Here is a 24,079-nt window from a genome sequence, read left to right on the forward strand (position 1 = left end):
AAACGTACGATCGTGCTAATTTAACCACAACTTTTGGGACGAATGATGAGCACTTTCACCATCGACACGCTGGGTGTCGTCGGCACCGGCGCCATGGGACGCGGCATTGCGCAGATCGCCGCCCAGGCTGGCCTGACCGTGAACCTGTACGACGCCAACCCGCAAGCTGTGGCCGCCGCCCGCCAGTACCTGCAGGACACGCTGGCCAAGCTCGCCGACAAGGGCAAGATCAGCGCCGCCGACGCCCAGGCCACGCTGGCCCGCGTCAAGCCCTGCGGCGCGCTGGAAGACCTGGCCGGCTGCGACATGGTGCTGGAAGCCATTGTCGAGAAGCTCGAAGTCAAGCGCGACCTGATCGCCAGGCTGGAAGCGATCCTGCGCGAGGACGCCATCATCGCCTCTAACACCTCGTCGCTGTCGATCACCGCGATTGCCGTCGGCGCGAAGCACCCGGGCCGCATCGCCGGCTACCACTTCTTCAACCCGGTGCCGCTGATGAAGGTGGTCGAAGTCATCGACGGCCTGTCGGGCGACCCCGCGGTGGGCGACGCGCTGATGGCGCTGTCGCGCCGCATGGGCCATACGCCGGTGCGCTGCAAGGACATGCCGGGCTTCATCGTCAACCATGCCGGCCGCGGCATGAACATCGAAGGCCTGAAGGTCGCGCAGGAAGGCGTGGCCGAGTTTGCCGACATCGACAACATCATGCGCGAGCAGGCCGGCTTCCGCATGGGCCCCTTCGAGCTGATGGACCTGACCGGGCTGGACGTGTCGCACCCGGTGATGGAGTCGATCTACAACCAGTTCTACCAGGAGCCGCGCTACCGTCCGTCGCCGATCACCGCGATCCGCGCGGTCGGCGGGCTGATCGGCCGCAAGGCCGGCGCCGGCTTCTACCGCTACGCCGATGGCCAGAAGCAGGTGCCGGCGGCCGCCGCTGTGCCGGGCGCGCGCCCGTCGAGCGTCTGGGTCAGCCATGACAGCGAGCGCGGCCACGCCATGGTGACCAAGCTGCTGGGCGCGCTGGGCGTGACCCCGGAAGGCGGCAACAAGCCGTCGGCCGACGCGCTGATCATCGTCACGCCGCTGGGCCTGGATGCCACCACCAGCGCGCTGCAGCAGGGCCTGGACCCGGCCCGCACCGTCGCCATCGACACGCTGCTGCCGTTCGAGGCCACCAAGCGCCGCACGCTGATGACCACGCCCGCCACCAGCGCCGCCGCGCGTGACGCCGCGCATGGCCTTTTTGGCAGCGACGGCGTGCCGGTCACGCTGATCCGCGATTCTGCCGGCTTTGTTGCCCAGCGCGTGCTCTGCTGCATCATCAATATCGCCAGCGATATCGCGCAGCAGCGCATCGCCACGCCGGCGGACATCGACCTTGCCGTGAACCTCGGCCTCGGCTACCCGAAGGGCCCGCTGGCCCTGGGCGACGCGGTCGGCCCGCAACTGGTGCTCGAGACGCTGCGCAACATGGAAGCGCTGACCGGCGACATGCGTTACCGCCCGAGCCCGTGGCTGTGGCGCCGTGCCGGCCTCGGCCTGTCGCTGCTGGCCGAAGAGCAGTAAGCCCGTTCCTTATCGTTTTAAGAGCCCGGTTTTCCAGAGTCCGCCCCCATGCCCGCACAACTGCTATCCGAACGCGTCGACTCGACGCTGGTCCTGACCATCTCGAACCCGGAGGCGCGCAACGCGCTGCACCCGGACATTTATGCGGGCTCCAAGGCGGCGCTGGACGCGGCCGCCGCCGACGATACGATCCGCGCGGTGATCTTCACCGGCGCCGACGGCATGTTCTGCGCCGGCGGCAACCTGAACCGGCTGCTGGGCAACCGCAGCCAGCCGCCCGAGGTGCAGGCCGCCAGCATCGAGGTGCTGAACGGCTTTATCCGCTCGCTGCACGCCTTTCCCAAGCCGATCATCGCGGCGGTGGAAGGCGCGGCCGCGGGCGCGGGCCTGTCGCTGGTGCTGGCGTGCGACTTCGTGGTCGCGGCCAGCGACGCCAAGTTCGTGATGGCCTACGTCTCGGTCGGCCTCACGCCCGACGGCGGCGGCTCGTACGAACTGGCGCGCGCCCTGCCGCGCCAGCTCGCCAGCGAGATGATGATGGAAGGCAAGCCCGTCAGCGGCGAGCGGCTGGCCCAGTTCGGTCTCGTCAACCGCGTCACGCCGCCGGGCGAGGCGCTGGCCGAGTCGCTGCGCCTTGCCGCAGGGCTGGCCAGGCAATCGCCACATGCGGTCGGCCGCATCAAGGGCCTGATCAACTATGCGGCCACGGCTTCGCTCGACGAACACTTGCTGGCCGAGCGCGACAACTTTGTAGCCGCGCTGCATCACCCGGATGGCGGCGAAGGCATCAGCGCCTTCCTTGAAAAGCGCAAGCCGCAGTACCGCTGACGGACCCGGACGGGCGGCTGCCCGTCTTCATGGCAATCCCGCGGCAGACGGGCAGGCCAGCTACAACACAAGGAGACAACGCATGGAATTGCCGCCGTCCTCGCGTCGCCGCATCTACCTGATGCGGCACGGTGCCGTCTCGTATTTCGATGAAGCCGGGCGCCCTGCCCTGCCGGAGATGGTGCCGCTCAACGAAACCGGCCGCATGCAGGCCACGGCCGCCGGACGCGCCTTTGCCGCGGAGCACATCCGCTTCGACCGCGTCATCGTCAGCGGCCTGCCGCGCACCGTGGAGACCGCCGAGCGCGTGCTGGCCGAACTGCCCGACATGGACGGCGTGGTGCCCGAAGTCTGGCCCGAATTCCAGGAGATCCGCGGCGGCGATCTGTCCGCGATCGCCGACGCCGACCTGCGCGACGCCTTCGTCGGCGCCTTCGAAGGCGAAGTGCCGGAAGACAAGCGCTTCCTCAACGGCGAGACCATCGGCGCCTTTCTCGACCGCGTGCTGCCCGGGCTGGATCGCCTGCGCGAAGACCCGGAATGGGATACCGTGCTGATGGTGCTGCACGGCGGCACCAACCGCGCCATCCTGTCGCAGGCCATCACCTGCGGGCGGCGCGTGCTGTTCGGCTCGCTGCTGCAGACGGCGGGCTGCATCAATGTGCTCGACATGGGCGACGGCCCGCTCGACTGGGTGGTCCGCATGACCAACTACTCGCCGCCCACGCCCGTCCACAGCGGCTCGCGCCACACCACCATGGAAGTGCTGCTGCACCAGTATTTGCGCGGACGCCAGCCGGCCGCCTGAGTCACCCCAGCCATCCAACCGAACCCGAACACAAAACCAACGGAGACAGCATGACGAGCAACGTATCGCACTTCGAGGGCACGCGCCCGGTGGCAGACCAGCAACGCTTCGACACCGGCGCGCTGGAAGCCTGGATGCGCCAGCACGTGGAGGGCTTTGCCGGCCCGCTGACCGTCGAGCAATTCAAGGGCGGACAGTCCAACCCGACCTTCAAGCTGGTCACGCCGGGCCAGACCTATGTGATGCGCGCCAAGCCCGGCCCCAAGAGCAAGCTGCTGCCGTCAGCGCATGCCATCGAGCGCGAATACCGCGTGATGGCCGCCCTCGCCGGCACCGACGTGCCGGTGGCGCGCATGTACGCGCTGTGCGAAGACGAATCGGTAATTGGCCGGGCCTTCTACATCATGGAATTCGTCGCCGGCCGGGTGCTGTGGGACCAGTCGTTGCCCGGCATGGACAATGCCGAGCGCAGTGCCATCTATGACGAGATGAATCGCGTCATCGCCGCGCTGCATACCGTCGACTACAACGCCATCGGGTTGGGGGACTACGGCAAGCCCGGCAACTACTTCCAGCGCCAGATCGAGCGCTGGACCAAGCAATACAAGCTGTCGGAGACCGAGTCGATCCCGGCCATGGATGCGCTGATGGACTGGCTGCCGCAGCATATTCCCCAGGAAGACGCGGACCTGACGTCGATCGTGCATGGCGACTACCGGCTCGACAACCTGATGTTCCACCCCACCGAGCCGCGCGTGCTGGCGGTGCTGGATTGGGAACTGTCCACGCTGGGGCATCCGATGGCGGATTTCAGCTACCACTGCATGAGCTGGCATATCGCACCGGGGCAGTTCCGCGGGATTGCGGGGCTGGACTATGCGGGGCTGGGGATTCCTGACGAGGCGACGTATCGCCGCATGTACGAGCAGCGCACCGGGCGTGCGATCACTGGTGACTGGAATTTCTATCTTGCCTTCAGCATGTTCCGTATTGCCGGGATTCTGCAGGGGATCATGAAGCGCGTGGTGGATGGAACGGCTTCGTCGGCGCAGGCTACAGATGCGGGTAAGCGGGCGCGGCCGATGGCGGAGATGGGGTGGGAGTATGCGAGGAAGGCTGGGGGGTAAGGAAATAGCTATGCTCGGGCATCTTGGTCGCTAGCCGTTGAACCGCTGTTGTCGCTGATGGTGACATGTTATCGGCCGTTGCTGCGTCGCTGTCGCTGTTGGTGACATGCTGTCGGCCGTTGAACCGCCTGGTTCCGCCCTCCTGGGCGGGTCACTTTTTGGCCGAGCGCCAAAAAGTAACCAAAAAACGCGTCGCCTGAGCGGCTGGCTATCAAGTTGGCGGCGTGGGTGGTTCGGCCGGCGGTGATTTCCGTTTGGGCTTCGTCGCCGTTCGAGCCTGCTAACGCCAGGTGAGTTAGGGATAGTGCCTGGCGTTAATCGACTATTGAACGATCCCCATGCCGGGCGTAGGCAACCTGCTGCATGCCATATCGGTGGGACGCCTTCGGCTGCGCTGCGCGCGGACCCTAATGTGGCAGAGCGCCGATCTCGCCCTGGCCATTGCCGTCGCCGCCCAGCGAGCGCAGCGATGCGGGTTCGGGCCAGGACACCTCACCCGCGAGACTGAGCCGCGCGCAGCGCAGCCGTAGGCGATGATGCGATACCGCAGGGAGCAGGCGGCCTACACCCGTCCTGGGGATAGTTCAAAAGTGGGGATTCGTCAGGCACCCACACTCACTCACCTGGCGTAGCAGGCGGGCATCGCGACCACGCTTCACTGAGACCAACGCCGCCCATATAGCCAGAAGCGCCAAATTGGCTCAGCCAGCCGCAGGCGACGCGCTTTTTGGTTACTTTTTGGCGCTCGGCCAAAAAGTGACCCGCCCAGGAGGGCGGAACCAGGCGGTTCAACGGCCGACAGCATGTCACCAACAGCGACCACGATAGCACGCTGAAAACCGCCCCCTTAATCCCCCACCGCCACCCCCTCCCTCCGCGGATCCGCCCCACCCGCCCAAACGACCTTCCCATCTGGCCCCTGCCGACGCACGATAGCCTGCGTGCCGCTGGTCATCTCAATCTCGGCAACCTGATGCCCGCGCTGCTGCAGCGCCTGCACCAGCCCCGGCGACACCAGCCCCTTCTCCACTTCAGTAGGCCCATTGCGGCTGCCGAAGTTACCCATGCCGATCGCAGCCTGCGGATCCATATTCCAGTCCAGCATCCCGACCAGCGTCTTGGACACATACTCGATGATCTGTGAGCCGCCGGGCGAACCCACCGTGGCCACGAGCTGCCCGGTCTGGCGGTCAAACACCAGCGTTGGCGCCATCGACGAACGCGGCCGCTTGCCCGGCTCGACACGGTTGGCCACCGGCTTGCCATTCTCGCTCGGCAAGAACGAGAAGTCGGTCAGCTGGTTGTTCAGCATGAACCCACGCACCATCAGATGCGAGCCGAAGTACGACTCGATCGTAGTGGTCATCGAGATCGCGCCGCCGCGGTCATCGACCGCGACGATCTGCGAGGTGGACATGCGCGGCGGCGAGCGGTCCGGGGCATACGCCACCGCAGGGCCCGGCGGCACGCCCGGCTGCGCCTTGCCCATGCTCTTGTCGCCGATCAGCTCGGCGCGCGACGCGAGGTAGTTCGGGTTGACCAGGCCGGCCACGTCGATCTGCACGAAATCGGCATCCGCCACGTAGAGGCCGCGGTCGGCATAGGCCAGGCGGTCGGCTTCGGAAATAGCGTGGACCGCGTCCGGATTGGCTTCCACCTGCGCGGGCGTGTTGACGTTTTGCGGCTTGAGCGCTGCCAGCGCGTACTTGGGATTCTTGGTCTCCAGCGCCTGCAGCGTGCCCAGGATCTGCGCAATCGCGATACCGCCCGATGACGGCGGCGGCATGCCGCAGATCTTCCAGCGCTTGTAGTCGGTGCAGACCGGCACGCGCTGCTTGGCCCGGTAATCGCGCAGGTCAGCCATCGACAGCGAGCCCCGGTTGGCGCTGCCGTTGACCTTGGCGACGATGTCCTGCGCGATCGGGCCACCGTACAGCACGCCCGCGCCGCGCCGAGCGATATCGCGCAGCGTCTGTGCGAGCCTGGGGTTCTTCAGCACCGTGCCGGCCGGCTTGGGCTTGCCCTGCGCATCGAGGAAATACGCGGCCATCTCCGGCGAGTTGGCCAGGAACTTGTCGGCCGCCACCTGCGTGTACAGGCGCTGCGAGATCGGAAAGCCCTTCTCCGCCAGCGAGATCGCCGGCTCGAACAGCTTGGCCCAAGGCAGGCGCCCGTGCTGCCGGTGCGCCATCTCCAGCGCGCGCATCACGCCCGGCGTGCCGACCGAACGCCCGCCGATCTGTGCCTCGCTGAATTCCATCGGCTTGCCGTCGGTGCGCATGAACAGGTTTTCGGTGGCACCCGCGGGTGCGGTCTCGCGGCCGTCAAAAGCCTGCACGCGCTTGCCGTCCCAGTACATGATGAAGGCGCCGCCACCGATGCCGGTGGCTTGCGGCTCGACCAGCGTCAGCACGGCCTGCATGGCGATGGCGGCATCGATCGCCGAGCCGCCCTGGCGCAGCATGGCGCGCCCGGCCTCGCTGGCCAGCGGATTGGCCGCTGCGGCCATATGGCGCTGCGCATAGACCGTCGACATGCCGGCGCGGTAGCCGGAAGCAACCTCCGGGGCAGGCGGCATGGGTGCCGCGGGCGCCGCCGCGGCCGGCGCGGCAGCTGGCTCAGCCGTTGCGGCGGGCGTCCCTGTCCCTCCGCCCTGCGTTCCACACGCGCCAAGCAGCGCGGCCGTAGTCAGGGCCAGCGTGCTGCGCCACACCATCGAACCGAGGTCAAAGCGGGCCATGCGATGTCTCCTGGGGAAGGAATCAGGCGATTGTAGTGGCGATCGCCGCATGCGGGGGTGGGGCGAAGTCTGATTTCCGTCACCTGACAGAGCGTGCAGCGAAAAAAACCGGAGGGTTTAACCCCGCCGGCTACCGTGCGCCGTTTCATGGACAGGCCTCCACGGCGTCCCGCCAGCGGCCCACCAGGAGAACAACATGCAACTTCACGCTCCGGTCGTGACCACCGTTGGCGCCCGGCGGACCCGGGCCGCAGCTGCCTGCTGCGCAACCGCGCTGGCACTGGCGCTGTCGGCCTGCGGCGGGCATTCGCCTGCGCTGACGCAGGCGCCGCAATCCGCTCCGCCGGTCCCGACCCCGGCCCCGGCGCCCGCGCCGGTCCTGGACCACGCCGCCGAAGTGGCCAAGGCCGCAAATGCCGCGCCCGCGGCCGAAATGCGCGCCATCGCACCCCATGCACCGCTGGCCATGCCGCGTCCCTACCACCTGCCGCCACCCCAGGCCGCGGACCGCGAGCGCTACGGCCAGATCGAAGAGAACGGCGTCAAACTGGTCGCGCAGGCCCCGGTATCCACCTTCAGCATCGATGTCGACACCGGCAGCTACAGCAATATGCGCCGCCTGCTCAATGCCGGCCGCCTGCCTCCCGCCGATGCCGTGCGCGTGGAGGAATTGCTGAACTACTTCCCGTACGACTACGCCCAGCCCGCCGACGGCCGGCCCTTCGCCGTGCATACCGCGCTCGCGCCCGCGCCCTGGCATCCGTCCAACGTGCTGCTGCGCATCGGCATCAAGGGCAAGGACATCGCCAGCGGCGCGCTGCCGCCGGCCAACCTGGTATTCCTGGTCGACGTGTCGGGGTCGATGGACTCGCCCGACAAGCTGCCGCTGCTCAAGTCGTCGCTGAAGCTGCTGGTGAACAGGCTGCGCGCGCAGGACCGCATCACGCTGGTCACCTATGCCAGCGGCACCCGCGTGGCGCTGCCGCCTACGCCGGGCAGCGACAAGGCCGCAATCAGCGCCGCCATCGACCAGTTGGTGGCCGGCGGCAGCACCGCTGGCGCCAGCGGCATCGCGCTGGCCTACCAGGCCGCGCAGCAGGGCTTTATTGCGGGCGGGATCAACCGGGTGCTGCTGGCCACCGACGGCGATTTCAATGTCGGCGTCACCGACTTCCGGCAGCTCAAAGGCATGGTCGAGGAAAAGCGCAAGTCCGGCGTGTCGCTGTCGACGATGGGCTTCGGCACCGGCAACTACAACGAGCAGTTGATGGAGCAGCTGGCCGATGCCGGCGACGGTGCGTACTCGTATATCGACAACCTGATGGAAGGCAATAAGGTGCTGGCCAACGAGATGAGCTCGACACTGGCCACCATCGCGCGCGACGTGAAGATCCAGGTGGAATTCAACCCGGCGACGGTGAAGGAATACCGGCTGATCGGCTACGAAAACCGCATGCTGGCGCGCGAGGATTTCAACAACGACAAGGTCGACGCCGGCGACATCGGCGCGGGCCATACGGTGACCGCGCTGTACGAGCTGACGCTGGCCGGCCAGCCCGGGCTGGTCGATCCGCTGCGCTACCAGCCCACCGCGCCCACCACGCCCACCGGGCCCGCATCCGGCCGCGACGGCGAACTGGCGCATGTGAAGCTGCGCTACAAGCTGCCTGCGGCCAGCACCAGCCAGCTGATGGATATCGCCGTGGCGCGGCAGGCGATCCGGCCCCTGGCCCAGGGCGACGACGACTTCCGCTTCGCCGCCGCCGTCGCCGGCTTCGGCCAGGCGCTGCGCGGCGGCAAGCACACCGGCAACTGGGGCTACGCCGAGGCGCACGCGCTGGCGCAGGGCGCGCGCGGCGCCGACCGCTTCGGCTACCGCGGCGAATTCCTCAAGCTGGTCGACCTGGCGCAAAGCCTGGCCACCAGCAAGCCGGGAGATGCGGCTGGCGCGGTTCCCGAGCGTGCGGCGCGCTGACAACATCCCGGCGCAGGGCAGCGCAGCGCTTGGCTGCCCCGCCCTGCGTTCTCCTATACTCGGGCGCATGCAGGCTCCAGACCCCGTCCCCCCTCGCCCAGTGGCCTCATTGGCCCCGTTGGCCCCGTTGGCCGCGCTGCCGGACCAGGACCTGATGCTGCTGGTCGCTTCGGGCATCATCGAGCAACCCATCGCCGAACTGTTCCGCCGCCATAATGCCGGCCTCTACAACTACGTGGCGTGGCTGTGCCAGGGCAACACCGGCGAGGCCGAGGACATCGCGCAGAAGGCCTGGATCAAGCTGATGACCCGCTGCGGCGACTACCAGCCAGCCGCGGCGTTCCGCACCTTCCTGTGCCAGATCGCGCGCAATGCCTGGCTCGACCAGGTGCGCAGCGCGGATGCGCGCCAGCGCCACGACACGGACGACGGCGAGCCGCCGGAGCTGCCCGCCGATGACCTGTCGCCGGAAGCCGAGCTGCAGTTGCGGCAGCATGCGCACCACGTCCACCGCGCACTGCTGCAACTGCCGGCGGCACAGCGCGAGGTGGTGGTGCTGCGCTTCTTCAGCGACATGAGCGTCGAGGATATCGCGCAGATGCTGGGCGAGAAGTTCGAAACGGTGAAGAGCCGGCTGCGCTACGCCTTCGCCCGGTTGCGTGCCGAGCTGGCGGGCGGCGTCCCGGGCGCGCGGGAGCGTGGGCCATGAGCGCCGCCGACCGCTTCATCGACGGGCAGGACCGGCTTGCCGCGTTGCTGAAGGAATTGCCCGCCTACATGCCACCGGAGCGGCTGGCCGCCGCCGTGCAAGCGGCGGCGCACGCGGCCCAGCAGGAAGCGGACGCGCGCCGCGCCGGCACCCGGCCATTCGGCCTGCCATTCGGCCTGCCATTCGGCCTGCCATTTGCCGCGCCGCCGGGGCTGGCGTCCGCGGTGCTGGACGAAGCCGCGCGGCTGCAGGCAGCGCAGGCGGGCCGGCGCGATGCGGTGCTGGCCGGCATCGCTGCGGGCCAGCCGGCGGCGCAGGCGCTGGGTGCGCCTGTCAGCGATGCCACGCGCGACTGGCTGGCGGCGCAGGCGCGCAGCGCTGCCGCCGCGCAGGCAGTCGAAGGGGCGAAGCACGCCGGACGAACAGAACAGGCACGAACGGCACGCGCACGCCGCTGGTGGCGCTCACTCGGTGCGGTAGCCAGCGTAGCGGCCGTGGCCGGGCTGACCACCAGCATCGTGCTGCGGCAGATCGACGAAGGCGCCTTGCAACCGGCCACCGGCGTCGCAGTCGGCGAGGCTGCGGCACCGGCGGCCGGGGACGCTCCTGCGTCAACGCATGAAGCACCCGTCGCCGCTCCGGCGAACCCCGCCCCGCCAGTGCCCAAGGCCTCTTCGTCGGTATCGCGGGAGCAACGGCAGGAACGCGAAGCCACCCCGCGCCAGCGCGCGCAGCCGCCCGCCGAGCGCAAGGCGACGCCACGCGGCGAAACGCGGGCCATGCCCGCCCCAGCCCCAGCCCCAGCCCCAGCCCCAGCCCCAGCCACCGACAGCTTGCCGCCACAGGCTCCCGCCGTCGCAGCGGCTCCGCCAATGCCCGCGTACTCCGCCATGGCGGAATCCGCGCCTGCTCCGGCGGCACCACCCTCACCGCCCTCACCGCCGGCGGCAGCCGCCCCGCGTGCCGATTTCGCGCGCAAAGCCGCCCCGCCGCTGGCAGCGGCGCGCGCACCCGCTGCCGCCGCGGCGATGGTCGTGTCGGTACAGGAGGATCCCGCGGCGATCGCGGCGCGCATGCAGGCAACCATGCCGCTCGGCGTATGGGCAGCGGAACCGGACAACGCGGAAATCAGGGAATGGGTGGAACGGCTGTGGCAGTCGCTGCCGGCGGGGCAGCGCCCACCGTTGCCGTACGCGGTGCAGCCTGACCGCACGCTGGCGCCGGGCCAGGTACGCATCGGGCTGCAGCACCGCGCGCCGCAGTGAGCGCGGCGGTGCCTGGTTGGTCGGGGAAGATCAGCGCGTGGTGAACGACCAGGCCAGGTCCACCGGCTGCGAACCCAGCCGGCCGGTCACGCGCACGTTGTAGCGCTGGCCGCTCGCCAGCGGTGCCACCGGCGTGCAGATCGCCAACCCGCGCGCGGCGCTGGACAGGCCCGACGAACGGCTGTCGACCTTCAGGCAATTGACGCTGGCGCCTTGCGCGTCGGTGATGGCGAAGTTGTCGGCATCGAACTGCAGCGAGGTGTTGATCGCCTGCAGCGAGACCGGGTAGCCCACGGTCTTGCCTTCGTAGCCCGGCGCCGGGTTGGGGCTTTCGGAGTTGACCCAGCTCGCCGGCACATCGGCCTGGCCGTTGAACGGGTAAGCCACCATCTGGTTGTCGCTGCCGCCCTTGGACGCATCCGCCAGGTCGATGGTCTGGTAGTAGCTCGCCGAGGTGCCGCTGCCGTTCGGGCCCACGCTTTCGGCAAAGCCGCTGCCGGCCGAGCCGTAGCTGCCGAGCAGCGCGGCGCGATGGAACGGTGCGTTGATCAGGTCGGAGACAAGCGCATCCTTGGGCGTCATCGACAGGTTGGCGTTGGCCACCGAGGTCCAGCGATTGGCACCGGCCACCACTTCCGCGGTGGCATTGGTCGGATAGGCAGCCTGGATGCGCTCGTTCGGCGTGGCACCGGTATAGCCAGGCTTGCCGCTGACTTCGTCGTGCGTCAGCGTGGCGTTGGCCAGCATGTATGCCGTGTGGTTCTGCGCCACGGTGTTGAGCGGGTCGCGCGCGGCCAGCGGCGGCAGGCCGACCTGCTCGCGGCGGTAGTTGGCGTAGCACAGGCCCGCACTGCGCGGTTCGTCGAGCACGCGGTAGTTGCTGACCGCGCTGCCGCGCGGCGGCAACAGCGTGATGCCGCTGCCTGCCGCGGGCGCCGGTGCCGCACCGCTGACGGTGTAGCAGCCGCCGGCCGTGGTCGGCGTGGAAGACGTCGAGCCAGGCGTCGAGCCAGGGCTCGTGCTGGACTGGGTGCCGGATTGCGAGGAGCCCTGCGGCGTGCCGGCGGACGTGCCGCCGCTGCCGCCGTCCCCACCGCCGCCACAAGCGGACAGGGCCAGCACGGCAGCGGCGCAGAGGCCGGTCAGGGTGAACGTGGTGTGCCGCGCGCGTCGCGGCAGCGTCGGTTGGCAATCAGCAAGCAAGCGTGTCCCGGTCATCGGTCTGGATGTGTCGTAGTCGTGGAATAAGGCATCTGCCTGAGGGATCCGCACGCGCGGACGACCGACGCGTGAGGCGCCGGAGGCAGAAAGACCGGTCGATGGTATGAGCGTGACCCGGCAGGGTCTAGCGTGCGAACAAATGCTTACGTGTGAACCGCGCGCGGAGCACGGGGGCGGCGTCCGGCGCACGTTGAGGCAACCGGCATGCGGCGCGCACTCCGCTTAGCCAGCAGGCGTCACATCGGCGGTACCGCCACCGAGCGATGTCATCACCGCCATCAATTGCTCGCGCAGCCACCTGTTGGCGCCATCGTTCTCGCCGCCCGCATGCCAGTACAGGTGCAGTTCCAGCGTCGGCACCTTGAACGGCAGGGACAGCAACCGGTTGGCGTAAGGCTCGTTAGCGATGCGCGCATAGCGCAGCGGCAGCGTGGCCAGCAGATCGGTGCAGCTGACCACGCGGCATGCGGCGGCATAGTGCTGGCAGCGCAGCCTCACGCGCCGCGTCAAACCCATGCGGTGCAGCGCCTGGTCTTCCAGCCCCGCGCCGCGGCGGCGCGATGACACGTGCACGTGCTCGGCCGCCAGGTAGCGCTCCAGCGTCAGCTCCTTCTTCACCAGCGGATGATCGCGGCGTGCCAGCACCACCATCGGGTCGTTCATGAACGGCGCGTGGTGGATGGCCGGCGACACCGGCAGCAGGATATCGATCGCGGTGTCGATGGTCCCCGCCAGCAGCTCGGACTCCATCTCGCGCCGGTCAAAGCGGATCGCGGCGATTTCCACGTGTGGCGCCATCGCCGTCACCCGCGCCATCAGCGGCGGCAGCAGCGTCGATTCGAGCGCGTCGCGCATGCCGATGGTGAAGCGCCGCACCGTATTGGTGGGATCGAAGTGCGGCGTATCCTGCAGCGTCCGGGCAAACGACTGCAGCGCGCCGCGCACCTCGCCGGCCAGCGAACGGGCCAGCGGCGTGGGCGCCATGCCCTGCCCGCGCCGCTCGAACAGCGGGTCGTCGAACAGCGTGCGCAGCCGCCCCAGCGCATGGCTGACAGCCGGCTGCGTCAGATTGAGCTGGCGCGCGGCCGCGGTGATGCTGCCTTCGCTGTAGATGGCGTCGAACACCACGAAGAGATTGAGGTCGATGCGGGAGAGCTGCATGGCAGCGATTCTGTCATGGAATGCAGGGAATTGATACTGCCAAATCCAGAAAATTCATTTTTCTAATTACCAGCTTTCAGATAGAGTGCATTGCATCGGCGAAGTCTGCCCGAACGACGAAGCCAACCAGCGCCGTTGCCCGCCGTTGCCAATGCGCGGCGCCCATCGATCCGTAGCGAGGAGACCACATGGATTTCGAGTACAGCCCGAAGGTCAAGGAAATGCAGGCCAAGCTGCTGGCCTTCTTCGACAAGCACATCTATCCGAACGAGAAGCGCTTCGCCGAGGAGATCGACGCGAACCGCCGCGCCGGCAACGCCTGGGTCCCGACCAAGGTGATCGAGGAGCTCAAGCCGCTGGCGCGCGAAGCCGGCCTGTGGAACCTGTTCCTGCCGCGCTCGCCGCGTGCGCCGCAGGGCCTGTCCAACCTGGAATACGCCACGCTGTGCGAGATCATGGGCCGGGTGCCCTGGTCCGCCGAGGTCTTCAACTGCGCCGCGCCCGACACCGGCAACATGGAGACGCTGGAGCGCTATGCCTCCGAGGAACTGAAGGACAAGTGGCTGGAGCCGCTGCTCGCCGGCGAGATCCGCTCGGCCTTCCTGATGACCGAGCCGGCGGTGGCCTCGTCGGACGCCACCAACATCGAATGCCGCATCGAGCGCGATGGCGACCACTACGTCATCAACGGCACCAAGTGGTGGTCCTCGGGCGCCGGCGACCCGCGCTGCAAGGTCTACATCGTGATGGGCAAGACCAATCCCGACGCCGGCCGCCATGAGCAGCAGTCGATGGTCGTGGTGCCGGCCGACACCCCGGGCATCACCATCAAGCGCTTCCTGCCGGTGTTCGGCTACGACGACGCGCCGCACGGCCACATGGAGATCGAGCTGAAGAACGTGCGCGTGCCGGTCTCGAACATCCTGCTGGGCGAAGGCCGCGGCTTCGAGATCGCGCAGGGCCGCCTCGGCCCGGGCCGCATCCACCACTGCATGCGCAGCATCGGCGTCGCCGAGCGCGCGCTGGAACTGCTGTGCAAGCGTGCGCTGTCGCGCGTGGCGTTCGGCAAGCCGGTGGCCAGCCAGGGCGTGACCCAGGAACGCATCGCCGAAGCGCGCTGCGAGATCGAGATGGCGCGCCTGCTGACGCTCAAGGCCGCGTACATGATGGACACTGTCGGCAACAAGGTGGCCAAGGCCGAGATCGCGATGATCAAGGTGGTGGCACCGAACGTGGCGCTGAAGGTAATCGACTGGGCCATCCAGGTGCATGGCGCCGCCGGTGTTTCCAGCGACTTCCCGCTGGCCAACTGGTGGGCGCACCAGCGCACGCTGCGCCTGGCCGACGGCCCGGACGAGGTGCACCGCAACGCCATCGCCAAGCTGGAACTGGCCAAGCACATGAACGTGAACCCGGACAGCATCAAGATGCCGGTGGCGCGCGGCTTCTAAGCGCCCGGCCGGGCGCTGGCGCTTCGTGCGCCGGCCCCGGGAATGCTCGCCCCTGACGCCAGTATGGAAACGCGCAGCCAGCCTGCGCGTTTTTTTCTTCTGTGCTTAAATCGCCCGGTTCGCCACGTCAGTGGTTGGCGTGGCAGTCACCACGATCGCAGCCAGGGGAGCCATTGCGATGATCGACGTCTATACCTGGGCAACGCCCAACGGCCACAAAGTCCACATCATGCTTGAGGAATGCGGCCTGGAATACAAGGTCCATCCGATCAACATCGGCGCCGGCGACCAGTTCGGCGACGACTTCCTGAAGATCAGCCCCAACAACAAGATTCCCGCCATCGTCGATCCCGACGGTCCGGACGGCAAGCCGATCTCGCTGTTCGAATCGGGCGCGATCCTGCTGTACCTGGCCGGCAAGACCGGCAAGTTCCTGCCCGAGGACGTGCGCGGCAAGTACGACGCGCTGCAGTGGCTGATGTTCCAGATGGGCGGCGTCGGCCCGATGCTGGGCCAGGCGCACCACTTCCGCATCTACGCGCCGGAGCAGATCGAATACGCGGTCAACCGCTACACCAACGAAGCCAGGCGCCTGTACGGGGTGATCGACACGCAGCTGTCGAAGCACGAATGGCTGGCCGGAGACCAGTACACCATCGCCGACATCGCCACCTTCCCGTGGCTGCGCAGCTGGCAGAACCAGGGCGTCGAGCTGGACGAATACCCGAACCTGAAGCGCTGGTTCAACGAGATCGCCGAGCGTCCCGCGGTCAAGCGCGGGGTCGAGGTGCTGGCCAGCGCGCGCAGGGCGCTGCAGGACGACAAGGCGCGCGAGGTCCTGTTCGGCGCCACTCAGTACAAGCGGCACTGAGTGCCGGCCCGGGCATGGCCCCGGGCCGCCGCGGTGTTCAGGCCGCCACCAGTGCCGGCATGCTGGCATGCCCCCTGGCCAGCCCGCCGGTGCACCGCGCGGCCTGGCCGTTCCCGTCTTCGGTTTCGTTTCCGCCTGCGCGGTCGTTCCCGCCTTCGCTCTGGTTCCCGCGCCCGGCCGGCGGTCCAAAGCAGCACAGCAGGCCAGTGCCAGGCATGAGCACGTGGAGACGACAGGTTTCATTCGCATCCGGCGCGTAAAGCGCGCCGGGCTGCAGGAACGCCGCCTCGTCAGCCTCGTCCGCCGCCGCAGACTCCGTCCCGCGCCAGTACAAGCCCGCAGCACCGCGATAGCACAGCGCCCAGCGCAAGCCGCTCGCGCGCAGCCGCTGCGCCCAGTCGCCACTCGTGTCATCGAGCTGGACGAACCCAGGCCGCATGCCTGACGGGCCTTGCAGCGCGCCTCCGCCCCGGGCTGCGCCGGCCATGCCGTCAGGGTCGTCCGCATCCACCTCCCCCAGCTTGCAGCCACGCGCGCCAGCGGACAGCGACACCGGCGCCGCGGCGGCGTCCTGCGCCACCGCGCGCACCAGGATCGTATCGACCGTCGCGCGGACCTGCATCGGCACGCCGGTGGCAGGCGCGAACAACTCGCCGCCGCCCGTCAGCAGGCTGCCGCGCCCGGGCGCCGACACGCGCAGCCCGCCGCGCAGGCAGGCCCACCACTCGGGCCGCTGCGCTATGAACTCGGGCTGGGCCTCTCCAGCGCGGAGAAAGACGTAGTCGCAGGTTTCGCCAAGCCCCGCCGTGGCAGGCAGCAAGCGCGACTGGAAACCGATGGTCAGGTCCGCCACCGCATGGTGGCCGGATGGGAAGGCGCGCATCCGCGCCTCGAACAGCGTGAAGATCTGCATGGTAATTCCCTGAGCGGGGCGACAGGATGCGGTCATCCTGTCCGCGCAATGCGGCGCCCGCGCGAAAGCGTCGCGCCGGCATCGCACATTGGTCCCGTCTGGCACGGCCATGCAAGCCGCCCGATGTCATGCCATCGTGCCGCGCCATATGCACTGGCGCATCCCTTATTCCGCGGATCGGGCATCGATAGTGAGGGGGAGAATAAGTTGTCGTGGCCTCAAGGTCAAACCCTTAGCCTCAGAACACTCTGAACTTCCTACGATCCCATGACTACTCGAAATCTCAGACTTTTCGGATTGCATCTCGCCTGGCTGCGCAAGCAGCGCGGCTGGTCCCAGGAAACGCTGTCGCTCGAAAGCGGTCTGGCGCGCTCCTACCTGAGCGGCATCGAAGGGGGCAAGCGCAACCTGGCGCTGATCAACATCTGCACGCTGGCCGAGACCCTTGCGGTCCCGCCATCCGAAATGCTGGACTTCGCCCGCCACGATGTCAGCGAGTTGCAGGTGGAGCAGCCGCCGATGCCCTACGGCAACCGGCAGCAGGCAGCCATCGAAGCCACCGTCCGCCATATGGCCGAACTCAACGAGCCCGAGTTGAACCTGGTGGCGGCGGTTGCGCGGGCGCTGGCGGGCAAGGGCAGCTTCCGCCCGCCGGTGAGCTATGTCAAACCCGGCGCCAGGGCCGCCGCGGGCGACGTCGAGTCCTAGACGCCGAGCATGCCCTGCCGTTCGATGAAGCGGATCACTTCGTCCAGGCCCTGTCCGGACTTGACGCTGCCCATCACGAATGGCCGGGCGCCGCGCATCTTGCGGGCATCGCTCTCCATCACTTCCAGGGACGCGCCGACGTACGGCGCGAGGTCTGTCTTGTTGATCACCAGCAGGTCGGACTTGGTAATGCCAGGGCCGCCCTTTCTCGGAATTTTCTCACCGCCGGCTACGTCGATCACGTAGATCGTCAGATCAGAAAGTTCTGGGCTGAAAGTTGCTGCGAGGTTGTCGCCGCCGGACTCGATGAACACCACGTCGGCATCCGGGAATCTCGCCAGCATGCGGTCCACCGCTTCCAGGTTGATCGACGCATCCTCGCGGATGGCGGTGTGCGGGCAGCCGCCGGTTTCCACGCCCATGATGCGTTCGGCTGGCAACGCGCCGGAGATCGTCAGCAGGCGCTGGTCTTCCTTGGTGTAGATGTCGTTGGTGATCGCGACCAGGTCATAGCGGTCGCGCATGGCCTTGCACAGCATCTCCAGCAGCGTGGTCTTGCCGGAGCCAACCGGGCCGCCGACGCCGACGCGCAGCGGAGGGTTCTTCTTGGTACGGGCCTGGGTCATGGTGGTTGTGGAATCAGGAACGGAACAGCCGGGAGTACTGCGTTTCGTGTCGTGCGGAAAGCAGGCCCAGCATCGGGGAAAAGGTCGACAGTTGCGGTGGCGTGGAATCGGCACGGCGCGTGGCTTCGTCCACGGTTTCCAGCACCGCCGCGTGAAGACGGCGCAGCATGTGTTGCCCCGCGACCTGGCCGAGCGGCACCGCCTTGATCGCGGCGGCAACCTGGTTCTCGGCCCAGTTGAAGCAATAGGCTGCCAGGCCGTCGCGGGCGTCGACCTCCAGTGCAACGCACGCTGCCGTGAAGGCGGTTGGCAGGCAGACCGGCGATAGCGATGCCAGCGCCTCGCGCAATGCTGGCGTGCCCCACTCCATCTGGCCGATCAGCTTCGACAGCGACCAGCCCATCTGCTCGGTCTCGAGGCGAAGCTCCGAGGTTTCACGGGTGGCGTGGAACCAGTCGTTCCAGGCCTGCACCGCAGCCGTGTCGCCGGCACGCCAGCAGCGATGCAACAGCAGCCACAGCGGCGCTTCGCATTGGGCCTGGACGTGCAGCAGGTTGTCGCGGACCCAGCGCTCGGCCGTCCGGGCATCGTGGATGCTGCCGGCTTCGATCGCGGCTTCAAGGCCTTGCGAATAGCTGAAGCCGCCGATGGGCAAGGCAGGCGATGCGAGATGCAGCAGGGAGATGAGTTGGTGGAGGTTGGTCATCACCGGATCACTGGCTTACCGCCCTACGTCTCAATGCTTATGCCTGCAATTCGCATCGTGAACATGATCCGCCTCGCCATGCTCGTGATCATGACCATGTCCGTGCGAGTGCGAGTGCGAGTGCGAGTGCGAGTGCCCATGATGCTCATGAAACACCGCCTGCGCCGCCGCATAGTCCTCGGCAAACGTAGCATCGTGCCCATGCTTGTGCCCGCCGCCATACGCCCCGGCTTCCGGCTCGAACGGCAGTTGCGCGCGCCCGGCGCGCACGCCCAGTCGCTGCAGCATGTCGGCCAGCACCGGGTCGTACTCGAGCCGCAGATAGTCGCGCCCGATCTCCACCGGCGTGTGCCGGTTGCCAAGGTGATACGCCGCGCGCATCAGCGCATGCGGATCCTCCGAGCGCACATCCAGCACGGCCTCCGCCGCGGCCTGCACTTCGACAAAGCTGCCATCCTCGGCCACCAGCAAATCGCCACCCCGCAGCACCGTGCCGCGCGGCAGGAACAGCGCGGCCTCGGTGCCGTTGTCGAGCATCGCGCGCAGGCGGCTCTTGCTTCGTTCGTTGAAAGGCAGGACCAGCTTGGGAGCGCGGCGCACCAGCACCGGCGCGATGCCGTGCGGGGCGCTCAGGAACTTGTCGATCTTCAGCATGCGCGATGCGGGGCGCGGGCCCCGGCGGTTCAGAACAGGAAATAGCGCTGCGCCATGGGCAGCTCGGTGGCGGGCTCGCAGGTCAGCAACTGGCCGTCGGCGACGACCTGGTAGGTCTCCGGATCGACCGTGACATGCGGTTGCCAGTCATTGTGCACCATGTCGCGCTTGCTGACCGTGCGCGTGCCGCGCACCGCCGACAGCGTCTTGGCGAGCCCATAGCGCTCGCCGATATCGGCCGCCAGTGCCGCCTGCGAGACAAAGGTCAGCGAAGACCGGTGCAGCGCCCCGCCCGCCGACGCGAACATCGGCCGGTAATGCACCGGCTGCGGTGTCGGGATCGACGCATTGGGATCGCCCATCGCCGCGGCGGCGATCATGCCGCCCTTCAGGATCAGGCTCGGCTTGACGCCAAAGAACGCCGGACGCCACAGCACCAGGTCGGCCCATTTGCCGACCTCGACCGAGCCAACCTCATGCGCGATGCCATGCGTCAGCGCCGGGTTGATGGTGTACTTGGCGACATAGCGCTTGACGCGGAAGTTGTCGTGCCCGCCGCGCGCATCGTGCGGGTCGCCGGGCAGCTTGCCGCGCTGCAGCGCCATCTTGTGCGCGGTCTGCCAGGTGCGGATGATGACCTCGCCGACGCGGCCCATGGCCTGCGAGTCGCTGGAGATCATCGAGAACGCGCCGAGGTCGTGCAGGATATCCTCCGCGGCGATGGTTTCGCGGCGGATGCGGCTTTCGGCGAAGGCGATATCCTCGGCGATCGACGGATCGAGGTGGTGGCACACCATCAGCATGTCGAGGTGCTCGTCCAGCGTGTTCACCGTGTAGGGCCGCGTCGGGTTGGTCGACGACGGCAGCACGTTGGCCTCGCCGCACACCTTGATGATGTCCGGCGCATGGCCGCCGCCGGCGCCTTCGGTGTGGTACGTATGGATGGTACGGCCCTTGAATGCGGCGATGGTGGCCTCGACAAAGCCGGCCTCGTTCAGCGTATCGGTGTGGATCGCCACCTGCGTATCGGTCGCGTCCGCCACCGACAGGCAGGTGTCGATCGCCGCCGGCGTGGTGCCCCAGTCCTCATGCAGCTTCAGCCCGATCGCACCAGCCTCGACCTGCTCCAGGATCGGCGCCTGCTGGCTGGCGTTGCCCTTGCCGAGCAGGCCGATATTCATCGGGTAGGCGTCCGCCGCCTGCAGCATCCGTTCCATGAACCACGGCCCCGGCGTCACGGTGGTGGCGAAGGTGCCCGTCGCCGGGCCGGTGCCGCCGCCGATCATGGTGGTGACGCCGCTCATCAGCGCCTCTTCGATCTGCTGCGGGCAGATGAAGTGGATATGGCTGTCGATGCCGCCCGCCGTGACGATCATGCCCTCGCCGGCGATCACCTCCGTACCAGGCCCCACCACGATGGTCACGCCCGGCTGGATATCCGGGTTGCCGGCCTTGCCGATCGACGCGATGCGCCCGTCCTTCAGCCCGATGTCGGCCTTGACGATACCCCAGTGGTCGACGATCAATGCATTGGTGATGACCGTGTCGACGCAGTCCTTCGCCATGCGCTGGCTCTGGCCCATGCCGTCGCGGATCACCTTGCCGCCGCCGAACTTCACTTCCTCGCCGTAGATGGTGAAGTCCTTTTCGACTTCGACGATGAGCCCGGTATCGGCCAGCCGCACGCGGTCGCCGGTGGTGGGTCCGAACATCTCGGCATAGGCCTGCCTGGAGATCCTTGCCATCACAGCGCTCCCATGATCTTGCCGTTGAAGCCGTAGACGATGCGGTCGCCGTCCAGCGCCACCAGTTCGACGGTGCGGGTCTGGCCGGGCTCGAAACGCACCGCCGTACCGGCCGCGATATTCAGCCGGAAGCCGCGCGTGGCTTCGCGGTCGAACGACAGCGCGGTATTGGTCTCGTAGAAATGGAAGTGCGAGCCGACCTGGATCGGCCGGTCGCCGGTATTGGCCACCGTCACGCTGACCGTGGCGCGGCCGGCGTTGAGTTCGATCTCGCCATCGGCGGGTATCAGTTCACCGGGGATCATGGTGTGTCTCCTCAGGCCACCAGCTGGCCGGCGCCGTACAGCGCCACGCCGGCACCGGCCAGGCGGGCGAGCCAGCTGGCATGGCGGCGCAGCAGCATGCCGGCGCCGATGCCGAGCAGGTGCAGCGCCATGGTCGCGACGGCAAATCCGCCGACGTAGGCCAGCACCGCGGGCAGCGCCTCGGCAGTGGCCGGCAGCTCCGCGCCATGCGCATAACCGTGGAACACCGCAAAGCCGCCAACCAGCAACGCGCTGGCCCAGGCCGGCAGTTTGGCGCGCAGCGCCAGCAGCAGACCGACCACCAGCAACGACACGGCAATCATCGGTTCCACCGCGGGCAGCGCCATGCCGGCCAACCCAAGCGCGGCACCGGCCAGCATCAGCGCGACGAAGACCAGCGGCAGGCGCAGCGTATCGGCGGCCGAGCGGGCCACCAGCGCGCTCCATACGCCCACCGCCGCCATCGCCAGCAGGTGGTCGGCACCGGTGAACGGGTGCGCCAGGCCGGCCCACAGGCTGGCGCCGACGGTGGCGGCGTCATGGCCGGGGTGCGCCAGCGCGGCGGTGGCGGCAACGGTCAGGGTGGTGCCCAGGGCAAGGCGCAGGCAGGCGGAACGGTTCATGTCGGCTCTCGGTTTGATTTGTTGTTCGAAGCGGTCGAAATCGGACGTCAAGGCGAAGGCTCAGACGATGGGGTGGTGCACGGTCACCAGCTTGGTGCCGTCCGGGAACGTCGCCTCGACCTGAATCTCGGGGATCATCTCGGCGATGCCATCCATCACGTCGTCGCGCGTCAGCACGGTGGTGCCTTCGTGCATCAGCTCGGCCACGGTGCGGCCGTCGCGCGCGCCTTCCATGATGGCGGCGCTGATCAGCGCCACCGCTTCCGGATAGTTGAGCTTGAGCCCGCGCGCCTTGCGCCGTTCGGCCAGCAGCGCGGCGGTGAAGATCAGCAGCTTGTCCTTCTCTCTCGGCGTCAGTTCCATCTCTTGTTCCTTGTCTGTCTTGTTGTCCGGTCGTGGCCTAAGTTGCCCACAGCCGCAGCGGCCGCGCCGCCACGCCGTGCATCGGCTCGCGCAGCGCGCTCCAGCCGTCGACCATCACGTGGCGCACGGCTTCCATCTGCCGGCCGAGCACGCGCACCAGCAGCATCGACTGGCCATGGGCTGCCAGGCAGGTCACGCCTGCGCGCAGTTCCGGGCCATAGGGCAACTGCTCCGCCAACGCTTCCGCCAGTTGCTGCGTGGCGCCCTCGCCCACCGCCCACAGCGTGCCCTGCACATTGAGTCCGTCGAGTCCCGCCACCGCGGTGCGCAGCGGCGAACCCGCATCGAGATGCGACTGTTCGATCCACAACGCGCGCTCGCCGGCGCCGACGCGGGTATCGAGCCACAGCGCGCCACGCGCCCATTGCTCGCCCGATGCCTGCCGGCCCAGCACCACGGCATCCCAGCCGATCGCGCTGCCGCCCGGCGCAACGTCGAGCACTGTCGAGATACGTGCGCGCGCATCGTCGAACACGATGTTCTCCTGCGGCAGCCAGTCCAGCCGCGCCCCCGCGCCGACCGACAGCCGCACCTGCTGCGCCGCGTCGCGGCCGAGCGACTTGTACCACTTGGTGGCGCCGGGCGTGGCCAGCACCGCGTGGGCACCGGCCTCGACCGTCACCTCGATATCCAGGCTGTCGCCGCCCGCCACGCCGGCCGGCGGATGCAGCATGACGGCATGGCAGATGCCGCCTTCGGGATACAGCGGTTTCTGCACCAGCAGCGGCCCCTGGTGGCGGCGCTCGACCAGCGCGGTGCGTTCGCCGCGTTGCGCAAAGCGCAGCCGCAGGCTGGCCTGCCATGCGGCGGGCACGGCGAGTGATGAAGGAAAATCGGGATGACGCATGGCGTGGCAAAGCCGGCGGCGGGCGCGCAATGGCGGGGTTGCAGATAATCATAGCGCGCCGCCTGCCTGGGCGGAAAGCGGCGTGCGATGCGCATTCCCCGTTCCACGCCTACACGGCAATCAGCTCCCGTACGCCGTCCTGCTCCATGCTGGCCCCGGCACCCCGCGCGACCACCTCGCCCCGGCTCATCACCACATAGTGGTCGGCGATATGGCGCGCGAATTCGTAGTACTGCTCGACCAGCAGCACCGTCATGCCGAACTCGTCCACCAGCAGCCGCAGCGCGCGGCCAATGTCCTGGATGATCGATGGCTGGATGCCCTCGGTCGGCTCGTCGAGGATCAGCAGCTGCGGTTCGCTCATCAGCGCCCGGCCGATCGCAAGTTGCTGCTGCTGGCCGCCGGACAGGTCGCCGCCGCGGCGCTGGCGCATGGTGCGCAGTACCGGGAACAGCTGATAGATGCGATCCGGCACACCCGCTGGACGCGCGCGGCTGGCGGCACCGATCAGCAGGTTCTCCTCGACCGTCAGCCGCGGAAAAATTTCGCGCCCCTGTGGCACATAGGCCAGCCCGGCGGAAACGCGCTCGTACGGCGCCTTCTTCTCCAGCGGCTTGCCGTCCCAGTGGATGCTGCCGCTGCGCGTCGGCACCACGCCCATCAGGCATTTCAGGAGCGTGCTCTTGCCCACGCCGTTGCGGCCGAGCAGCGTGGTCAGCCTGCCCGCCGGCACGTCGAAGGAGACGTTGCGCAGGATATGGCTGCCGCCGTAGAACTGGTTCAGTGCGTTGACCTGCAGCATGC

Annotated in this window: 23 protein-coding genes; 10 read left to right on the plus strand and 13 right to left on the minus strand. The window is 68.1% G+C overall.

From position 1 onward, the window contains the following. Positions 1–45 precede the first annotated feature (45 nt). The 4 genes from ACAD63_RS16350 (at position 46) to ACAD63_RS16365 (ending at position 4,332) form a co-directional block, all read left to right on the plus strand. A complete protein-coding gene (locus tag ACAD63_RS16350) occupies positions 46–1,569 on the plus strand; it encodes a 3-hydroxyacyl-CoA dehydrogenase (protein WP_135706235.1) in 1,524 nt (507 codons plus the stop codon). A 48-nt stretch (positions 1,570–1,617) separates the two neighbouring features. Next, on the plus strand, positions 1,618–2,397 hold the full coding sequence (locus ACAD63_RS16355; protein WP_133097660.1) for an oxepin-CoA hydrolase, alternative type: 780 nt from the start codon (positions 1,618–1,620) through the stop codon (positions 2,395–2,397). A gap of 82 nt (positions 2,398–2,479) precedes the next feature. Next, entirely contained in the window at positions 2,480–3,205 is a 726-nt protein-coding gene (locus tag ACAD63_RS16360) for a histidine phosphatase family protein (protein ID WP_133097659.1), read from the plus strand. A gap of 50 nt (positions 3,206–3,255) precedes the next feature. Next, positions 3,256–4,332, plus strand: coding sequence for a phosphotransferase (locus ACAD63_RS16365; RefSeq protein WP_133097658.1), 1,077 nt, complete (start codon positions 3,256–3,258; stop codon positions 4,330–4,332). Positions 4,333–5,179: 847 nt separating this feature from the next. Here the strand turns inward: ACAD63_RS16365 and ggt are convergent. Then, positions 5,180–7,072, minus strand: coding sequence for a gamma-glutamyltransferase (gene ggt, locus ACAD63_RS16370; RefSeq protein ID WP_195428100.1), 1,893 nt, complete (start codon positions 7,070–7,072; stop codon positions 5,180–5,182). 196 nt (positions 7,073–7,268) lie between these two features. On the opposite strand from ggt, the gene ACAD63_RS16375 reads away from it, so the two are divergent. The 3 genes from ACAD63_RS16375 to ACAD63_RS16385 all read left to right on the plus strand — a co-directional run bounded on the left by ACAD63_RS16375 (position 7,269) and on the right by ACAD63_RS16385 (position 11,021). After that, on the plus strand, positions 7,269–9,047 hold the full coding sequence (locus ACAD63_RS16375; RefSeq protein WP_434032963.1) for a vWA domain-containing protein: 1,779 nt from the start codon (positions 7,269–7,271) through the stop codon (positions 9,045–9,047). A 100-nt stretch (positions 9,048–9,147) separates the two neighbouring features. Then, a complete protein-coding gene (locus ACAD63_RS16380; RefSeq protein WP_434032964.1) occupies positions 9,148–9,756 on the plus strand; it encodes a sigma-70 family RNA polymerase sigma factor in 609 nt (202 codons plus the stop codon). After that, positions 9,753–11,021: a hypothetical protein gene (locus ACAD63_RS16385; RefSeq protein WP_434032965.1), complete on the plus strand. Its 1,269-nt coding sequence runs from the start codon at positions 9,753–9,755 to the stop codon at positions 11,019–11,021. The genes ACAD63_RS16380 and ACAD63_RS16385 overlap by 4 nt, the downstream gene beginning before the upstream one ends. Before the next feature lie 30 nt (positions 11,022–11,051). On the opposite strand, the gene ACAD63_RS16390 is transcribed toward ACAD63_RS16385, so the two are convergent. After that, positions 11,052–12,239 (minus strand): CAP domain-containing protein, encoded by a 1,188-nt coding sequence (locus tag ACAD63_RS16390; RefSeq protein WP_135704899.1) that lies wholly within the window; start codon positions 12,237–12,239, stop codon positions 11,052–11,054. A 225-nt stretch (positions 12,240–12,464) separates the two neighbouring features. After that, complete coding sequence (locus tag ACAD63_RS16395) at positions 12,465–13,403, minus strand: LysR family transcriptional regulator (protein ID WP_063241508.1); 939 nt, start codon at positions 13,401–13,403, stop codon at positions 12,465–12,467. A 188-nt stretch (positions 13,404–13,591) separates the two neighbouring features. Here ACAD63_RS16395 and ACAD63_RS16400 point away from each other — a divergent pair, with 188 nt between their 5' ends. Next, positions 13,592–14,854, plus strand: a complete 1,263-nt coding sequence (locus ACAD63_RS16400; protein ID WP_133094192.1) for an acyl-CoA dehydrogenase family protein — start codon at positions 13,592–13,594, stop codon at positions 14,852–14,854. A gap of 178 nt (positions 14,855–15,032) precedes the next feature. After that, positions 15,033–15,725: a glutathione binding-like protein gene (locus ACAD63_RS16405; RefSeq protein ID WP_133094250.1), complete on the plus strand. Its 693-nt coding sequence runs from the start codon at positions 15,033–15,035 to the stop codon at positions 15,723–15,725. Positions 15,726–15,762: 37 nt separating this feature from the next. Here ACAD63_RS16405 and ACAD63_RS16410 read toward each other — a convergent pair whose 3' ends face one another. Then, a complete protein-coding gene (locus ACAD63_RS16410) occupies positions 15,763–16,638 on the minus strand; it encodes a hypothetical protein (RefSeq protein WP_434032966.1) in 876 nt (291 codons plus the stop codon). Between the two features lie 267 nt (positions 16,639–16,905). Between ACAD63_RS16410 and ACAD63_RS16415 the strand changes: the two genes are divergently transcribed. Then, the gene (locus tag ACAD63_RS16415) at positions 16,906–17,346 is read left to right on the plus strand and encodes a helix-turn-helix domain-containing protein (RefSeq protein WP_133094190.1); all 441 of its coding nucleotides are present in this window, start codon (positions 16,906–16,908) and stop codon (positions 17,344–17,346) included. On the opposite strand, the gene ureG is transcribed toward ACAD63_RS16415, so the two are convergent. The 9 genes from ureG to urtE form a co-directional block, all read right to left on the minus strand. After that, positions 17,343–17,972, minus strand: a complete 630-nt coding sequence (ureG, locus tag ACAD63_RS16420) for an urease accessory protein UreG (protein WP_013956047.1) — start codon at positions 17,970–17,972, stop codon at positions 17,343–17,345. The genes ACAD63_RS16415 and ureG overlap by 4 nt on opposite strands. Before the next feature lie 13 nt (positions 17,973–17,985). Then, positions 17,986–18,678 (minus strand): urease accessory protein UreF, encoded by a 693-nt coding sequence (locus ACAD63_RS16425; protein WP_133094189.1) that lies wholly within the window; start codon positions 18,676–18,678, stop codon positions 17,986–17,988. Positions 18,679–18,708: 30 nt separating this feature from the next. Continuing rightward, positions 18,709–19,332: an urease accessory protein UreE gene (gene ureE, locus ACAD63_RS16430; RefSeq protein ID WP_133094188.1), complete on the minus strand. Its 624-nt coding sequence runs from the start codon at positions 19,330–19,332 to the stop codon at positions 18,709–18,711. Positions 19,333–19,361: 29 nt separating this feature from the next. After that, entirely contained in the window at positions 19,362–21,077 is a 1,716-nt protein-coding gene (ureC, locus tag ACAD63_RS16435; protein WP_135704895.1) for an urease subunit alpha, read from the minus strand. Continuing rightward, positions 21,077–21,382 (minus strand): urease subunit beta, encoded by a 306-nt coding sequence (locus ACAD63_RS16440; RefSeq protein WP_133094186.1) that lies wholly within the window; start codon positions 21,380–21,382, stop codon positions 21,077–21,079. Before ACAD63_RS16440 ends, ureC begins: the two co-directional genes overlap by 1 nt. Positions 21,383–21,393: 11 nt before the next feature. After that, positions 21,394–22,005, minus strand: a complete 612-nt coding sequence (locus ACAD63_RS16445) for a HupE/UreJ family protein (RefSeq protein WP_135704894.1) — start codon at positions 22,003–22,005, stop codon at positions 21,394–21,396. Between the two features lie 60 nt (positions 22,006–22,065). Then, positions 22,066–22,368, minus strand: a complete 303-nt coding sequence (locus ACAD63_RS16450; protein ID WP_133094184.1) for an urease subunit gamma — start codon at positions 22,366–22,368, stop codon at positions 22,066–22,068. 37 nt (positions 22,369–22,405) lie between these two features. Further along, positions 22,406–23,275, minus strand: coding sequence for an urease accessory protein UreD (locus ACAD63_RS16455; RefSeq protein WP_133094183.1), 870 nt, complete (start codon positions 23,273–23,275; stop codon positions 22,406–22,408). A 109-nt stretch (positions 23,276–23,384) separates the two neighbouring features. Continuing rightward, the gene (gene urtE, locus ACAD63_RS16460) at positions 23,385–24,077 is read right to left on the minus strand and encodes an urea ABC transporter ATP-binding subunit UrtE (protein WP_133094182.1); all 693 of its coding nucleotides are present in this window, start codon (positions 24,075–24,077) and stop codon (positions 23,385–23,387) included. Between the last annotated feature and the right edge of the window lie 2 nt (positions 24,078–24,079).

Origin of the sequence: Cupriavidus sp. a3 (genome assembly GCF_051015765.1) — a bacterium.
Classification (GTDB): domain Bacteria; phylum Pseudomonadota; class Gammaproteobacteria; order Burkholderiales; family Burkholderiaceae; genus Cupriavidus; species Cupriavidus oxalaticus_A.

Bases quoted from the DNA above. Each gene is read 5' to 3' on its own strand.
- ureE (WP_133094188.1), bottom strand. From the start codon at position 19,332: ATGCTGAAGATCGACAAGTTCCTGAGCGCCCCGCACGGCATCGCGCCG.
- ACAD63_RS16450 (WP_133094184.1), bottom strand. From the start codon at position 22,368: ATGGAACTGACGCCGAGAGAGAAGGACAAGCTGCTGATCTTCACCGCC.
- ggt (WP_195428100.1), bottom strand. From the start codon at position 7,072: ATGGCCCGCTTTGACCTCGGTTCGATGGTGTGGCGCAGCACGCTGGCC.
- urtE (WP_133094182.1), bottom strand. From the start codon at position 24,077: ATGCTGCAGGTCAACGCACTGAACCAGTTCTACGGCGGCAGCCATATC.
- ACAD63_RS16350 (WP_135706235.1), top strand. From the start codon at position 46: ATGAGCACTTTCACCATCGACACGCTGGGTGTCGTCGGCACCGGCGCC.
- ACAD63_RS16425 (WP_133094189.1), bottom strand. From the start codon at position 18,678: ATGACCAACCTCCACCAACTCATCTCCCTGCTGCATCTCGCATCGCCT.
- ACAD63_RS16415 (WP_133094190.1), top strand. From the start codon at position 16,906: ATGACTACTCGAAATCTCAGACTTTTCGGATTGCATCTCGCCTGGCTG.
- ACAD63_RS16440 (WP_133094186.1), bottom strand. From the start codon at position 21,382: ATGATCCCCGGTGAACTGATACCCGCCGATGGCGAGATCGAACTCAAC.
- ACAD63_RS16355 (WP_133097660.1), top strand. From the start codon at position 1,618: ATGCCCGCACAACTGCTATCCGAACGCGTCGACTCGACGCTGGTCCTG.
- ureG (WP_013956047.1), bottom strand. From the start codon at position 17,972: ATGACCCAGGCCCGTACCAAGAAGAACCCTCCGCTGCGCGTCGGCGTC.
- ACAD63_RS16400 (WP_133094192.1), top strand. From the start codon at position 13,592: ATGGATTTCGAGTACAGCCCGAAGGTCAAGGAAATGCAGGCCAAGCTG.
- ACAD63_RS16385 (WP_434032965.1), top strand. From the start codon at position 9,753: ATGAGCGCCGCCGACCGCTTCATCGACGGGCAGGACCGGCTTGCCGCG.
- ACAD63_RS16395 (WP_063241508.1), bottom strand. From the start codon at position 13,403: ATGCAGCTCTCCCGCATCGACCTCAATCTCTTCGTGGTGTTCGACGCC.
- ACAD63_RS16410 (WP_434032966.1), bottom strand. From the start codon at position 16,638: ATGCAGATCTTCACGCTGTTCGAGGCGCGGATGCGCGCCTTCCCATCC.
- ACAD63_RS16365 (WP_133097658.1), top strand. From the start codon at position 3,256: ATGACGAGCAACGTATCGCACTTCGAGGGCACGCGCCCGGTGGCAGAC.
- ACAD63_RS16375 (WP_434032963.1), top strand. From the start codon at position 7,269: ATGCAACTTCACGCTCCGGTCGTGACCACCGTTGGCGCCCGGCGGACC.
- ACAD63_RS16390 (WP_135704899.1), bottom strand. From the start codon at position 12,239: ATGACCGGGACACGCTTGCTTGCTGATTGCCAACCGACGCTGCCGCGA.
- ACAD63_RS16445 (WP_135704894.1), bottom strand. From the start codon at position 22,005: ATGAACCGTTCCGCCTGCCTGCGCCTTGCCCTGGGCACCACCCTGACC.
- ACAD63_RS16405 (WP_133094250.1), top strand. From the start codon at position 15,033: ATGATCGACGTCTATACCTGGGCAACGCCCAACGGCCACAAAGTCCAC.
- ACAD63_RS16360 (WP_133097659.1), top strand. From the start codon at position 2,480: ATGGAATTGCCGCCGTCCTCGCGTCGCCGCATCTACCTGATGCGGCAC.
- ACAD63_RS16455 (WP_133094183.1), bottom strand. From the start codon at position 23,275: ATGCGTCATCCCGATTTTCCTTCATCACTCGCCGTGCCCGCCGCATGG.
- ureC (WP_135704895.1), bottom strand. From the start codon at position 21,077: ATGGCAAGGATCTCCAGGCAGGCCTATGCCGAGATGTTCGGACCCACC.